The 12,728-nt window shown below is 70.9% G+C and carries 13 protein-coding genes; 8 read left to right on the forward strand and 5 right to left on the reverse strand.

Annotated elements, in window-relative coordinates; all coding sequences use genetic code 11:
* The first annotated feature begins 37 nt into the window (after nucleotides 1-37).
* Both ACWDV4_RS11605 and ACWDV4_RS11610 read left to right on the forward strand, forming a co-directional pair.
* Nucleotides 38-973: a pseudouridine-5'-phosphate glycosidase gene (locus tag ACWDV4_RS11605; RefSeq protein ID WP_449977010.1), complete on the forward strand. Its 936-nt coding sequence runs from the start codon at nucleotides 38-40 to the stop codon at nucleotides 971-973.
* A complete protein-coding gene (locus ACWDV4_RS11610; RefSeq protein WP_449977012.1) occupies nucleotides 970-1,869 on the forward strand; it encodes a carbohydrate kinase family protein in 900 nt (299 codons plus the stop codon). Before ACWDV4_RS11605 ends, ACWDV4_RS11610 begins: the two co-directional genes overlap by 4 nt.
* A gap of 117 nt (nucleotides 1,870-1,986) precedes the next feature.
* Here the strand turns inward: ACWDV4_RS11610 and ACWDV4_RS11615 are convergent, their stop codons facing one another.
* Nucleotides 1,987-2,343 carry a DUF3099 domain-containing protein gene (locus ACWDV4_RS11615; protein WP_449977214.1) on the reverse strand — a complete coding sequence of 119 codons (357 nt, stop codon included), beginning with the start codon at nucleotides 2,341-2,343 and terminating at the stop codon, nucleotides 1,987-1,989.
* A 108-nt stretch (nucleotides 2,344-2,451) separates the two neighbouring features.
* On the opposite strand from ACWDV4_RS11615, the gene ACWDV4_RS11620 reads away from it, so the two are divergent.
* Together ACWDV4_RS11620 and ACWDV4_RS11625 are read left to right on the forward strand one after the other, a co-directional pair.
* Complete coding sequence (locus ACWDV4_RS11620) at nucleotides 2,452-2,739, forward strand: hypothetical protein (RefSeq protein ID WP_449977014.1); 288 nt, start codon at nucleotides 2,452-2,454, stop codon at nucleotides 2,737-2,739.
* 13 nt (nucleotides 2,740-2,752) lie between these two features.
* Nucleotides 2,753-3,064 carry a hypothetical protein gene (locus ACWDV4_RS11625; protein WP_449977016.1) on the forward strand — a complete coding sequence of 104 codons (312 nt, stop codon included), beginning with the start codon at nucleotides 2,753-2,755 and terminating at the stop codon, nucleotides 3,062-3,064.
* Between the two features lie 190 nt (nucleotides 3,065-3,254).
* On the opposite strand, the gene ACWDV4_RS11630 is transcribed toward ACWDV4_RS11625, so the two are convergent.
* Complete coding sequence (locus ACWDV4_RS11630) at nucleotides 3,255-3,860, reverse strand: HhH-GPD-type base excision DNA repair protein (RefSeq protein WP_449977019.1); 606 nt, start codon at nucleotides 3,858-3,860, stop codon at nucleotides 3,255-3,257.
* A 221-nt stretch (nucleotides 3,861-4,081) separates the two neighbouring features.
* Between ACWDV4_RS11630 and ACWDV4_RS11635 the strand changes: the two genes are divergently transcribed.
* Entirely contained in the window at nucleotides 4,082-5,563 is a 1,482-nt protein-coding gene (locus tag ACWDV4_RS11635; RefSeq protein WP_449977022.1) for a DUF7782 domain-containing protein, read from the forward strand.
* Nucleotides 5,564-5,605: 42 nt separating this feature from the next.
* Complete coding sequence (dtd, locus tag ACWDV4_RS11640; RefSeq protein ID WP_449977025.1) at nucleotides 5,606-6,028, forward strand: D-aminoacyl-tRNA deacylase; 423 nt, start codon at nucleotides 5,606-5,608, stop codon at nucleotides 6,026-6,028.
* A gap of 148 nt (nucleotides 6,029-6,176) precedes the next feature.
* Here the strand turns inward: dtd and ACWDV4_RS11645 are convergent, their stop codons facing one another.
* On the reverse strand, nucleotides 6,177-6,965 hold the full coding sequence (locus ACWDV4_RS11645) for a sporulation protein (protein WP_449977026.1): 789 nt from the start codon (nucleotides 6,963-6,965) through the stop codon (nucleotides 6,177-6,179).
* 297 nt (nucleotides 6,966-7,262) lie between these two features.
* Here ACWDV4_RS11645 and sigB point away from each other — a divergent pair, with 297 nt between their 5' ends.
* Both sigB and ACWDV4_RS11655 read left to right on the forward strand, forming a co-directional pair.
* Nucleotides 7,263-8,252 (forward strand): RNA polymerase sigma factor SigB, encoded by a 990-nt coding sequence (sigB, locus tag ACWDV4_RS11650; RefSeq protein WP_449977217.1) that lies wholly within the window; start codon nucleotides 7,263-7,265, stop codon nucleotides 8,250-8,252.
* A 93-nt stretch (nucleotides 8,253-8,345) separates the two neighbouring features.
* Nucleotides 8,346-8,699 carry a DUF2568 domain-containing protein gene (locus tag ACWDV4_RS11655; RefSeq protein ID WP_449977029.1) on the forward strand — a complete coding sequence of 118 codons (354 nt, stop codon included), beginning with the start codon at nucleotides 8,346-8,348 and terminating at the stop codon, nucleotides 8,697-8,699.
* Between the two features lie 61 nt (nucleotides 8,700-8,760).
* Here the strand turns inward: ACWDV4_RS11655 and ACWDV4_RS11660 are convergent, their stop codons facing one another.
* Together ACWDV4_RS11660 and ACWDV4_RS11665 are read right to left on the reverse strand one after the other, a co-directional pair.
* Nucleotides 8,761-11,343 (reverse strand): bifunctional acetate--CoA ligase family protein/GNAT family N-acetyltransferase, encoded by a 2,583-nt coding sequence (locus ACWDV4_RS11660; RefSeq protein WP_449977032.1) that lies wholly within the window; start codon nucleotides 11,341-11,343, stop codon nucleotides 8,761-8,763.
* A gap of 112 nt (nucleotides 11,344-11,455) precedes the next feature.
* Entirely contained in the window at nucleotides 11,456-12,637 is a 1,182-nt protein-coding gene (locus ACWDV4_RS11665; protein ID WP_449977035.1) for an acetoin utilization protein AcuC, read from the reverse strand.
* Nucleotides 12,638-12,728: the final 91 nt, after the last annotated feature.

Below are 12,728 nucleotides of genomic sequence, written 5' to 3' on the forward strand. Positions count from 1 at the left end.
GCACCCCCGCCCACCTGCGGGCCGTACCGTGTCAGACGTGACCGACTTCCACATCCGGTACGGCGCCGAGGTAGCCGACGCGCGACGCGACGGGCGACCCGTCGTGGCGCTGGAGAGCACGATCGTTTCCCACGGCTTGCCCCGGCCCGACAACCTGCGGGTCGCGCGGGAGATCGAACAGGCGGTACGGGCCGGCGGAGCCGTACCGGCGACCATCGGCATGGTCGGCGGCGATCTGGTGGTCGGCCTCGACGACGCCCAACTGACCCGACTGGCCAGCACCGACGGGGTGGCCAAGCTCTCCGTACGTGACCTCGCGGCAGCCGCCGCGACCGGCGCGGACGGGGCGACCACGGTAGCCGCCACCAGCGCGGTAGCCGCCGCCGCCGGAATCGGGGTCTTCGCCACCGGGGGGCTCGGCGGGGTGCACCGGGAGGCCAGCCAGACCTTCGACGAGTCGGCCGACCTGACCACCCTGGCCCGTACGCCCATCGCCGTGGTCTGCGCCGGGGTCAAGTCGATCCTCGACGTGGGAGCCACCCTGGAACGGATGGAAACCCTCGGGGTGACCGTCCTCGGCTACCGCACCCACCGCTTCCCCGGCTTCTTCATCACCGACGGCGGCTTCGACCTCGACTGGTCCGTGGACTCCCCCGAGCAGGTGGCCGCGGTACTGGCCGCCCAAGCGGCGCACGGCGCCCACTCCGGTGGCGTGATCGTGGCCAACCCGCTGCCGGTCGACGAGCAACTCGACCCGGCGCTGCACGACCGGACGCTGACCGAGGGCCTGGCCCTGCTGGAACGCGAGGGGGTCACCGGCAAGGCGGTCACGCCGTTCCTGCTGTCCCACTTCCACTCCGCCACCGAAGGTGCCAGCCTCGCCGTAAACGTCCGGATCATCCTGCGCAACGCCGCGCTGGCCGCCCAGATCGCGGTCGCCGTCGCAGCGCGTCCCAGCCTCACCGCCTGGTGACCGCGTCGCCGCGGATCGTCACCGTTGGTGACGTCATCACCGACGTACTCGCGGTGCTGACCGGGCCGCTGGCCACCGGCTCGGACACGGCGGCGGCCATCCGGTCCACCGGGGGCGGCCAAGCCGCCAACACCGCCGCCTGGCTCGGCTGGCTGGGCGGCACGGTGACCCTGGTCGGGGCGGTCGGCGCGGACGACGCCGGCCGGGCCCGGCTATCGGAACTCAACGACCTCGGGGTGCACTGCGCGGTACGGCAGTACCCGGAGACCCCCACCGGCACAGTGATCGTCCTCGCCCATGACGGCGAACGGACCATGGTCACCGAGCGGGGAGCGAACCTGCGGCTGACCGGGGCGGACGTGGACGCCGCGCTGGCCGGGGTAACCGACGCCCGGCACCTGCACCTGTCCGCGTACACCCTGTTGGACGCCGGGTCCCGCGACGCCGGCCTGCGCGCGCTGGCCGCCGCCCGCGAACTCGGGCTGACCACCAGCGTCGACGCGGCCTCCGCGGCACCGCTGCGGCAGGTCGGGGCAGCGACCTTCCTGGACTGGGTACGCGACGTCGACCTGCTGCTCGCCAACTCCGACGAGGCGACCGTCCTGGCCGGCGAACAGGAGCCCGAGACGCAGGCCCGGTGGCTAGCCGGCGCGGTCCGCAACGCGGTGGTCAAGCGGGGGGCCGACGGGGCGATCTGGGCCAGCCAGACCGGGTCGGTGGTCAGGGCGGCGGCGCGGCGGGTGCCGGTGGTCGACGTGACCGGGGCTGGCGACGCGTTCGCGGCCGGGCTGCTGGCCGCCTGGGTGGCCGGGGCGTCGCCGGCCGAGGCGTTGGCGCGGGCCGGGGAGACCGGGGCGGTGGCGGTGTCGACGGTGGGCGCCCGGCCTTCTCGTTAGGAAGGGCCCCTTCTTATCGCTTTTTGCATAGGAAGGGGCCCTTCCTAACCGCAGGGCGTGGGCGCCGCAGCGGCGTGGGCACCGCAGCAGTATGGGCGCCGCAGCGGGATGGGTGCCTCAGGGCTCGGCGTCGATGATCGGGTGTGGCCGTTCCTCGGCCGACAGGCTGCGCGGCGCACTTCCGGTGGCGGCCCGCCGCTGGAACCGGTAGGCGAGACGATGCTTGTCCTTCGGCGGGCGGTCGTTGACCAGGATCACGGCCAACCACGGCAGGAGGATCATGCCAACCCCGCAGAGCGGCAGCCAGAACCAGAGCATCGGTGCCTCGGCCACGACCAGAGTCGCCCCCAGCACCAGGCAGAGCAGGCGGATGCCCATCATGATGAGGTACCGCACCTGGCGACTCTGCAACTGGTCGTCCTGGCTGCGCGAGGCATCGGTGATCAGGATCGGCTCGAACGCCTGACGCTTCACCACGCGGTCCTCCTCGGGGGTGCCCGTTCATCCTCGCATCTACCGCGGCCAGCACCGTCGGCAACCAGGTCAACCCGGTACGTGTTACGTGCGTGGTACGCTCCGCAGGTGGGCAGGAGGTTCAGCTTCACCGATGAGGCACTGGGCAACCTGAAGGTTTACGACGTTACCCCGGCAGAAGTCTGGGAAGCCCTGCACAGCGCCCGGCGGATCATCCGACATCTCGGCGACGACGTGATGATTGTCTATGCAGCCGCACACCGGGGTCGACGTCTGGCCATCCTGCTCGCCGAGGCGGACCGGGTCGACCACGACTGGGACATCCTCTCGGCGCGGGACCTGAGCGACAGCGAGTCCAAGCGCTACGACGAGGCGATGCAGGGCTGGCGAAGATGAGGAGGCGACGGAGATGAACCGGCAGGACGCGACCAAGCAGTTCCACGACGGGGGCGAGCGGCTCGCCGAGCTGATCGACGACAGCCAACCGGCCGAGCTGCCCACTCCGGACACCGACGTACCCATGGTCAGCCGGTCCGTACGGTTGCCACTCGAAACCTACGAGCGGGTTCGGGCCGCTGCCGACGCCCGGGGCATCGGAGTCACCACCCTCATGCGGCAATGGATCGAGGCCGGGCTGGCCGACCTCGACGAGTCCGCCACCGTCTCCCTGGCCGATGTACGCCGGGCGCTCGCCAGCCTCGCCCAGCCCACCGCCGCCTGACGCCCCGCCGTACGGCACTCGCCTAACATCCGTACGACACATCGGGTACGCGCCGGCATGTCGGCGGGACCAGCCAGCATCAGCCAGCAGGGGACCAGCCCGGGTCGGCCAGCGCGACTAGGCCGGAGCGACTAGGCCAGCGCGCAGTTCCCGGGTCACCCGGTGCGTTGCGGGTATCCGACGCAGCAGTTCAGCGGGCAGTGGTCCCCGGCGCAGCGCCGCGAGGACCAGTTCCTTGCGCAGCCGCCTTCATCTGCTGCTTGTACTCACGTACCCGCGCCAACGCTGAACTATCGGTAATGTCGGCAACCGAGCGATACACCCCATCCTCGCCGTACACCCCAGCGGCCTCCTGCCAGCCGGGTGGCCGTACGTCGAACTGCTTACCGAGCAGGGCGAGAAAGATCTGCGCCTTCTGCTTACCGAACCCGGGCAGCTCCCCGATCCGCCGCAACGCGGTCGCACCATCCGGAGCGTCGGCCCACACCTGCGCCGCCTCACCGTCGTAGCGCTCGACGAGAATCCGGCACATCTCCTGGACACGGGCGGCCATCGCCTTGGGAAACCGGTGCAGCGCGGGTCGCTCGGAAAAGATCGCCACCAGCGCTTCCGGGTCGAAGTTGGCCAGCTCGTACGCATCCGGCTCGTGACCCAGCCGCCGCGCCAGGTCGTACGGCGCCGAGAACGCCTTCTCCATGGACACCTGCTGATCAAGCAGCATTCCGAGCAGCAACGCGAGCGGGTTCCGAACGACGAGTTCGTTCGCCGCAGGGTCAATAGGGAGGGACAACGCCATGGTCCGATGATGCCGCACGTGATTCGTCAGACCATCCTGATGTGACCAATACGGGCCGTCGGTCAGCTGCCCACCACGCGATGAGGGAAGCCGGGAGGCCGGCGCATCCCCGACGTACACGTCGGATCTTCCCTCCGGACTCCTCCAGCGAAATCAGCTCATCCGGCAGGTGACGTGGGGTTGCAGCCGACACGGCGGGCGACAGCCGGCAGGATGGGGGCGTGGACGTACATGACATGCTGCTCTCTCCCACCGGGGTCGACCAGCTCAGAGACGCGCTGATCAGCGCCGAATACACGTCGAGCGGGATCGCCGAGCGGCTCGGACCGATAGCCACGGGAGCGCTGGCTGCAAACGACTACCGGGCCGCGTTACGGGCCACCGAAGGCGGGGACCGCCTCGACACCCTGATCCGGCTCTTCGTCTGCGCCCAGATCGAGCCAGAGCCGGCGGTCGCCGCCGCACTCGCTCCGCTGCCGCTGGCCGACGCGCTCGCCGGAGGTCTGGTCGAGCGGTACGTCGACGGCCTACGTCAGGCCATCGACCTGGAGCCGTACGGCGACACCTGGTGGGTGCTCTCCGACCTGCCGGCCGGCAGCCGCCCCGGCCCGCTGGCCAGCGACCACGTGCTGGGCGTGGGAGGTGCTTCCACCACCCTGGTCGGTGCGGCGATCCGCCGACCGGTCCGCACCGCGCTCGACCTCGGCACCGGTTCCGGGGTGCAGGCGCTGCACCTGTCCACCCACGCGCAGGCGGTCACGGCCACCGACCTCTCCCCCCGCTCGCTGCGGTTCGCGGCGACCACCGCCCGGCTGAGCGGACAGCAGTGGGAACTGTTGGCCGGGGATCTGGTCGCACCGGTCGCCGGCCGGCGCTTCGACCTGGTGGTGAGCAATCCCCCGTTCGTGGTCGGGCCGGGCACCACCACACACACGTACCGGGACTCTGGTCGGGTCGGTGACGGGGTTGGGGCGGAACTGGCCGCTGCGGCACCGGGCCTGCTCACCGAGGGCGGCACCATGCAGTACCTGGCGAACTGGGTACACGTCGCCGGCGAGGACTGGGACGAGCGGGTAGCCGGCTGGTTCGCCGGCACCGGGCTGGACGCCTGGGTCATCCAGCGCGAGGTGGCCGACCCCAAGGCGTACGTGGACCTGTGGCTGGCCGACGCCAGCGAGGCCACCGATCCGCAGCGGGTGGTCGACTGGCTGGACTGGTTCGATGCGCACAAGGTCGAGGCGATCGGCTTCGGTGTGATCAACCTGCGCCGCAGCGGCCACGACGATCCGGTGGTCCGGGTGGAGGATCTGCGTCAGCCGGTGCAGCCGCCGCTGGGCGACCAGGTCGCGGCCTGGTTCGACCGCCAGGACTGGCTTCGGGTACGCAACACCGACGGCTTGCTCGCCGCCCGTTACCAGGCCGCCGACGGGCTACGGCTGCGGCAGGAGGCGACCATGGGCGAGGAGGGCTGGACGGTCGACCGGCAGGTGCTCGCCATGCCCCACGGGCTGCGCTGGTCCGAGGAGGTCGACCCGCTGGTGCTGGCGCTGGTGGGGGGCTGCGACGGACGGCTGCCGCTACGCGATCAACTCGCCCTGCTCGCCGTCGCCCACGAGGTCCCGGAGCCTGACCTGGCCGAGGCGGCTGGGCCGATCATCGCCCACCTGGTCGAGCGGGGAATCATCGCGCCCGTATCCGACTGACCTGAAGCGGCCCGGAGCGGCCGGTGTGGCAGTCTGCTCCTCATGCGTGCGGTGGTACAAACGGTGAGCCGAGCCAGCGTCACGGTGGACGGGACCGTCGTGGGGGCGATCTCCGATGGTCTGCTGGTGCTGCTCGGCGTTACCCACGCCGACACCGGAGCCACCGCCACGACCATGGCCCGCAAGGTGCATGATCTGCGCATCCTCGACGACGAGCGGTCGGCAGCCGAGATCGGCGCGCCGATCCTCGTAGTCAGCCAGTTCACCCTCTACGGGGACGCCCGCAAGGGGCGACGGCCGAGTTGGGGTGCGGCGGCCCCGGCCGAGGTGGCCGAACCGCTGGTGACCGCGTTCGCCGAGGCACTGCGGTCGCGTGGCGCGAAGGTGGAGACTGGCCGGTTCCGGGCACACATGCTGGTCGAGAGCGTCAACGTCGGTCCCCGGACCGTGCTGCTGGAGCTGTAAACCAGACCGGGTCCGCTGGCACCGGGCCAGCGGACCCATCTTGGCCGGAGAGCCGACGTGGCCCGCACCGACCGCAGCTGACTCGTGGCCATTTCGACCGGCAGCTGACGTGGCGCACCTCGACCGTAGCCGGGCCCGACACTCCAGATCAGAAGAACAGGCCGCGCTTCTGGATGGACTGTCGCAGCCAGCCGTCGAGTTGGGCCACCCAGTCGGTCCGCTCGACGGTGGCATAGTCCACAGTGAACCGACCGAACGCGTCCCGTCCCTCAGTGAACACTCCACCCCGCTTGTCGATCTCCAGTACGACCTGGAGGTGCTGGGGCGTACCGATGAAGGTCAGTTCCAGCTGGTTGATCGCGCGGGCGTACTGGGGTGGCGGGTAGAACTCGATCTCCTGGTAGAACGGCAGCGTCTGCTGTACGCCGTAGATGTGGCCCCGTTCGACGTCAGCCCGGCTGAACCGGAAACCGAGCCGCAGCAGCGCGTCAAGGATGCGTTCCTGGGCCGGGAGCGGATGCACCGCCACTGGGTCGAGGTCCCCCTTGTCGAGGGAGCGGGCGACTTCGAGCTCGGTCCGCAGCCCCATCGTCATGCCGTGCAGGTGCTGGCCGTAGACCTCGGTGATCGGCGTCTCCCAGGGCACGTCGAACCGGAACGGGATGTCGTGGCGCTGCCCCGCCTCCAGGCGGAACGGGCCGGTCATCCGCTGGCGGTGGAATTCCTGGGTCGTGTCGTACTCGCTGTCGCCGCTCTCCACCTCGACGCGGGTCACCAGGCCCAGTGCGACGTACTCGATGTCCACCGCGTGGTCGCCGCCGGCGACGTGGATCTGCCCTTCCAGATATCCGCCGGGCCGGCAGTTGGGGTTGCTCAACACGGTCTCCACCGACGGACCGCCAACGCCCATCGCCTGCATCAATCTCTTGAAGACCATCACGTCCTCCGTTGCTTTCCTGTGGTGTCTCAGTGGCGAACGGGTGGCAGAGTAATCGGCGACGGCAAGCCGAATCTTCGCTGGACATTACCCGGATACGCCACCAGAACGGACGAATGACCTCCGGTCTGATACCGGATTCATGCCACGTCGGCCGTCTCCTCACCTCAGCTTCACGCCTCACCGGCCAAGCTGGTACCCACTAGCGCGGTTCGTGCTAGCGCGTGCCACGCCGACACGGGGAGGCGACTGGAGATGGTCCTGCAGATGACCGAGAAAGAACTCAAGCCGGCCGTCATGGTGGGATCGGCGGTAGACGCCGATGCCGGCAGGATCGCCAACGAGCACCTGGTCGATCTTGACGCGACCGACGAGCGCGGCGTCTCGGCCGATCTGGTCCGGGCCTACCTCAACGGCATCGGCCGGACCAAGCTGCTCACCGCCGTACAGGAGGTCGAGCTCGCCAAGCGAATCGAGGCCGGCCTCTACGCCGAGGAGAAGCTCACCGATTCGGTGGCGGAGCCCTTGCGTACGGAGCTGGGGATCGTCGTCGACCAGGGTCGCGCCGCCAAGAACCACCTGCTGGAGGCGAACCTGCGGCTGGTGGTCAGCATTGCCAAGCGCTACACCGGGCGGGGCATGGCCTTCCTCGACCTCATCCAGGAGGGCAACCTCGGCCTCATCCGCGCCGTCGAAAAGTTCGACTACACCAAGGGCTACAAGTTCTCCACCTACGCCACCTGGTGGATCCGCCAGGCCATCACCCGCGCCATGGCCGACCAGGCCCGCACCATCCGCATCCCGGTGCACATGGTCGAGCAGGTGAACCGGATGGTGCGTACCCGCCGGGACCTCGCCACCACCCTGGGCCGGGAACCCACCGTCGCCGAGATCGCCACTGCCCTCGGCGTCGCTGAGTTCCAGGTGATCGAGCTCATCTCCTACGACCGGGAGCCGGTCAGCCTGGACCAGGCCGTCGGCGAGGACGGCGAGAGCGCGCTGGGTGACTTCGTGGCTGCCGTGGATCCGAGCAGCGACCCGGGCGAGACAGCCACCCAGGGGCAGCTTCGCAACGAGGTGGAGATCGTCCTCGCCACCCTGTCGCAGCGGGAGCAGGCGGTGATCCGGCTGCGCTTCGGGCTCGACGACGGTCGGCAGCGCACCCTGGACGAGGTGGGTCGCGAGTTCGGGCTCTCCCGTGAGCGGATCCGCCAGATCGAGAAGGTGACGCTACTCAAGCTCCGCCAACCGTCGCGGGCGCAGCGGCTGGAGACGTACGCCAGCTGACCCTGGAACCGAACTGGTGGCGGCCCCTGCTCTCCCCGGCTGGGGCTGCCCGACAGTTTCCCTGGCACACAGTTTCCCTGCCAGACTGCTGGCATGATGACCGCTGCTCTGGGCCTCCGCTTCCTGCTGGAACTGGCCGCGCTGGCGGCGCTGGCGTACGGCGGATGGCAGGCCCCGGCCCCGGTCTGGGGCCGGCTGCTCCTCGCCGTACTGCTCCCGCTGGCCGCCGTGGCCATCTGGGCCCGCTGGGTCGCCCCCAAGGGCCGGAAGGTGCTGCCCGACCCGCTCCGCCTGATCCCGGAGTGGTGCGTCTTCGGTGGCGGCGCACTGGCTCTGGTCACCGCCGGCCTCCCCGGGCTCGGGGCGGCACTCGCCCTCCTCGCCGCCGGGGACCGGCTGGTGCTCTGGTGGCTGGACCGAAAGTCGGGCGACGCTGCCACGCGCTGATCAGGCGACACCACTCTGCTCACAGGACACCGCTAGCCGATCAGACGACACCGCTAGCTGGTCACAGGCGCCGGGGGCCGGTGTCCGGACGTATCGCCGCCGCGTCCACCCGTACCGTGGCGTGCAGCACCGACAGTCCCTGCGGCCGGACCAGCACCGGATTGAGGGTCAGTGCCCGCACCTGGGGGTGCTCGTCGACCAGCCGGCCCACCCGCAGCAGCAGGTTCGTCAGCGCGGCCCGGTCGACCGCCTCGGCTCCCCGGTAGCCGTGCAGCAGCGGCGCGGCTCGCGGCTCGTCGATCAGGTCGGCCGCGTCCCGGTCGGTCAGCGGCGCGGCCCGCCAGGCCCGATCTCCGAGCAGTTCGCTCGCCACCCCGCCCAGCCCGAACCCGACCACCGAACCGAACGCTGGATCTTCGACCATTTCCACCACGCACGCGACGCCCGGGGCCACCATCGGCTGCACCAGCACGTCGGTGCCGAACAGCCCGGCCAGTTCGCCGTACGCCCGGCGTACCGCTGCCTCGGTGGCCAGTTCCAGGCGGACCGCGCCCAGGTCGAGCCGGTGCCGCAGCCCCTCCCGGGCCGCCTTGAGCGCCACCGGCAGCCCCCACTGCCGCGCCGCCGCAACCGCCTCCGCAGCCGAGCCTGCCCGGGTCGACGGTACGACCGGCACGCCGTACGCCCGCAGCAGCCGCTCGGCCAGCGCCGGGCGGTCCTCGGCCAGCGCCGTCCGGGCCGCCATCGGGTCCGCATCGGACAGTTCGGGCAGTTGGCCCGGTGGTCGCCGGAGCCAGTCGGCGTAGCCGACCACCCGGGCCAGGGCCCGTACCGCCTCCTCCACCGACGGGTACGCCGGCACACCGGCCGGCAGCCGGTCCACCAGGGAGGCTGCCACGATCGGTTTGTCCCCGGTCAGGGCCACCCCGGCCAGCGCTGAGGCGAAGTCGACGTCCTCGTCGGCGGCGCGGCCCGGCAGCGGCGGGGCGAAGACCACGACCAGGGCGTCGACACCGTCGTCGGCCATCGCGGCGTCGAGTGCGGCAGCGAAGACCGGGACGCCCGCCTCGGAGCCGACATCCAACGGATGCCCCTCGGCGACGGTCAGCCCGCCGGCCCGACAGGCGGTCGCGGCCAGCCGGGACAGCGCCGAGGAGTTCCCGACGATGCCGACCCGCCGGCCGGCCGGTAGCGGCTGGTTGGCCAGCAGCACCCCGGCGTCGAACAGTTCGGCCACGGTGTCCACCCGGATCACCCCGGACCGGGCGAACAACTCGGTCACCGCCTTGGCGTCCGGTCCGACGGCCGTTCCCGGAGCCGAGCCCGGCTCGCGCGCCGGGGAGGCGAGCGCCACCACCGGTTTCGTCCGGCTGATCCGCCGGGCCAACCGGGCGAACTTACGCGGGTTTCCGAAGCTCTCCAGGTAGAGCATGATCACGTCAGTGCCCGGATCGTCCTGCCAGTACTGCAGCAGATCGTTGCCGGAGACGTCGGCCCGGTTACCCGCCGAGACGAAGCTGGACAGGCCAAGCCCGCGCCGATCCGCCTCGGCCAGCAACGCCACCCCGAACGTGCCGGACTGGCTGAAGAAGCCGACCCGCCCGGCACCGGGCAACGCCGGGGCGAGGGTGGCGTTGAGGCGTACCCGCTCGTCGGTGTTGGCGATGCCCAGGCAGTTCGGGCCGACCACCCGCATGCCGGCGGCGTGCGCCTGCCGGAGCAGGGCCTCCTGCGCGAGTGCTCCCGCCGGGCCGGACTCGGCGAAGCCGGATGAGATCACCACCAGCCCGTGCGCGTTGGCGCTGCCGGCGTCGGCGACCGCGTCGGCCACTGCCTCGGTCGGTACCGCGACCACCGCCAGGTCGATGTCGAACTCGACGTCCCCCGCCGACCGGTACGCCGGCAGCCCGCCGACCCGGTCCGCGTGCGGGTGTACGGGCACGATCTCGCCGGTGAAGCCGCCGTCGCGCAGATGGCCCAGGACCGCCGCGCCCACCCCCTGCCCGCTGCTGCTGGCACCGTAGACCGCGACCGCTCGCGGATTCAGCAGCCGGGCGATGGACCGGGCCTCGGTACGGTGTTCGCGGTCCCGCTGCACCTCCAGCGACTGCTCGGTGGGGGCGATGGGGAAGGTCAGGTGCACCACCCCGTCGGCGTACTGACGGGTCACCTGGTAGCCGAAGTCGGCGAAGACCCGGAGCATCTTCGCGTTGGCCGGTAACACCTCGGCTACGAACCGGGTGATCCCCTCCTGCCGTGCGGCGTCGGCCAGATACTCCAGTAGTACGGACCCGATGCCCCGCCCCTGGTAGGCGTCCTCCACCACGAAGGCCACCTCCGCCTCGACAGCCTCCGGCCCGAGCCGGTCGTAGCGACCGACGGCGAGAATGTCCTCGCCGGAGAGCACCACGAACGCCTCTCGGTCGTGATGGTCTACGGTCACGAACCGCCGCAGGTCCCGGTCCGGGATGCGCGGGTACGGCGAGAAATAACGTAGGTAGCGGGTGCGCTCGGAGAACCGGGAGTGCATCGCCACGATGGCGGGGGCGTCGTCGGGGTGGATCTGCCGCAGGTGGACGGTGGTGCCATCGCTGAGCAGGACGTTCGCGGAGCGGTCCATGGCGGATTCAGCCTCCGTAGCCATGGTCGGGGTGTACGGGGTGACCGGTTCCAGGGTGGGGTGATCAGTCCTGGGAGTGGGGTGAACAGTGACTTGGGGTGAGCAGTGACCTGAGGTGATCTGTGACGTGTGCTGGTCAGTCCCGGGGATCGTGCGGGTCGAGACCGAGCAGCGGGAACACCTCCTTACGGGTGGCGATGATGGCCCGGTCCACCGCATCCGGCTCGCCGCTGGGCTGCCACGGCTCGTACGAGATGTCCGCGTCGTCGGTCATCCGCAGCGGCACCTCCCGGTGCGGCCGGCGTACCTGGGCCAGTTTGCGCCAGTCCGGTGGGGTCAGCGTGGCCGGGTCGAGGGGCTCGCCGGTAGCCACCGCGAGCAGATGGGTCCAGGCCCGGGGCACCACCTCAACCAGGGCGTACCCACCACCTCCGGTAGCCACCCAGCGGCCCTCGCACAACTCGTCGGCGAGCGCCCGGAGCGCCAGGTAGCTGGCGCGCTGCCCGTCGACCGAGAGCCGCAGGTCGGCCAAGGGGTCGGCGCGATGGCTGTCCACCCCACACTGGGTCACCAGGATCTGCGGCCGGTACGCCCGCAACACCGACGGAACAACGGCGTGGAAGGCGCGCAGCCAACCGGCGTCACTGGTGCTCGGCGGCAGGGGCAGATTGACCGCGCTGCCTTCGGCACCGGGGGCTCCCGTCTCGTCCGGGAAGCCGGTGCCCGGGAACAGCGCCAGCGGCGTCTCGTGCAGGCTGACCGTCAGCACCCGTGGGTCGTTGTAGAAGATCTGCTGCACCCCGTCGCCGTGGTGCACGTCGACGTCGACGTAGGCAACCCGCTCGGCCCCCAGGTCCAGCAGCCGGGCGATGGCCACCGCCGGGTCGTTGTAGACACAGAACCCAGCTGCCCGGCCGGCCATGGCGTGGTGCAGCCCACCGGCCACGTTGACCGCCCGCCGCGCCTCGCCACGCCAGACCAGTTCGGCTGCGGTCAGGCTGGCCCCGGCGATCAGGGCACTCGACTCGTGCATCCCGTCGAAGATCGGGTTGTCCGCCGTACCGAGGCCGTAGCCGGAGAAGAAGGGGTCGTCCGGCGCGGCCCGCACCGCGTCGAGGTACTCCGGCCGGTGCACCCGGCTCAGCGCCGCCTCGTCGGCCGGTGACGGTGCCATCATCTGCACGCCGGGCCGGTCGAGGACACCCAACTCCTGGGCAAGTGCGATGGTCAGCTCGACCCGGACCGGATCGAGTGGATGGTCACCCAGGTCGTAGGCCAGTAACGCCTCGTCCCACATCACCACAGTGCCGTCCGACATGGGCACATCGTCGCACGTCGGACCGGTGACCCCGGGGGTACGCCCCGCCGCCGGGCGGTGCGTCGCGTGGCGCGGGTCGCTAGGTGGCGGG

The sequence above is a fragment of the Micromonospora sp. NPDC003197 genome (genome assembly GCF_053590565.1).

Coding starts and splice junctions, on each gene's coding strand:
- sigB (WP_449977217.1), top strand. CDS start 7,263: ATGGTGGGATCGGCGGTAGACGCCGATGCCGGCAGGATCGCCAACGAG.
- ACWDV4_RS11660 (WP_449977032.1), bottom strand. CDS start 11,343: ATGGCTACGGAGGCTGAATCCGCCATGGACCGCTCCGCGAACGTCCTG.
- ACWDV4_RS11655 (WP_449977029.1), top strand. CDS start 8,346: ATGATGACCGCTGCTCTGGGCCTCCGCTTCCTGCTGGAACTGGCCGCG.
- ACWDV4_RS11630 (WP_449977019.1), bottom strand. CDS start 3,860: ATGGCGTTGTCCCTCCCTATTGACCCTGCGGCGAACGAACTCGTCGTT.
- dtd (WP_449977025.1), top strand. CDS start 5,606: ATGCGTGCGGTGGTACAAACGGTGAGCCGAGCCAGCGTCACGGTGGAC.
- ACWDV4_RS11625 (WP_449977016.1), top strand. CDS start 2,753: ATGAACCGGCAGGACGCGACCAAGCAGTTCCACGACGGGGGCGAGCGG.
- ACWDV4_RS11645 (WP_449977026.1), bottom strand. CDS start 6,965: ATGGTCTTCAAGAGATTGATGCAGGCGATGGGCGTTGGCGGTCCGTCG.
- ACWDV4_RS11665 (WP_449977035.1), bottom strand. CDS start 12,637: ATGTCGGACGGCACTGTGGTGATGTGGGACGAGGCGTTACTGGCCTAC.